Here is a 312-nt window from a genome sequence, read left to right on the forward strand (position 1 = left end):
CGAAACGGTAGGCCGTGGCCTTGTTCAGGCTCGCCGTGGAGATGTAGCTGTTCTGCTGGGCCATGTGCTGGTCGCAGTTGTTGATCATCGGAACCCCCGGTGATGAGATCGGACACGGAGCTCCGTAACCCGAGAACACCCCGTTGGTCTTGACGGCCACCTCGACACTGTAAGTCGTTCCGTAGAAATAGTACGGAAGCATGGTCAATGCGAAGTAGTTCTGCGTACGCTCGATCTCCTGTACCTGGCCCGGAACCGATGAATCGGTCTGGTTGGTCACACGGAACTTATAGGCCGTGGCCCCAAGAAGGC

1 protein-coding gene is annotated in these 312 nt (G+C 57.4%); it reads right to left on the reverse strand.

Features of this window, described 5'->3' with window-relative positions:
* A partial coding sequence (locus G6047_RS00140) for a hypothetical protein (RefSeq protein WP_169525277.1) occupies positions 1 to 312 on the reverse strand: 312 nt, incomplete at both ends.

It is taken from the genome of Flavobacterium silvaticum, assembly GCF_012911565.1.
Classification (GTDB): domain Bacteria; phylum Bacteroidota; class Bacteroidia; order Flavobacteriales; family Flavobacteriaceae; genus Flavobacterium; species Flavobacterium silvaticum.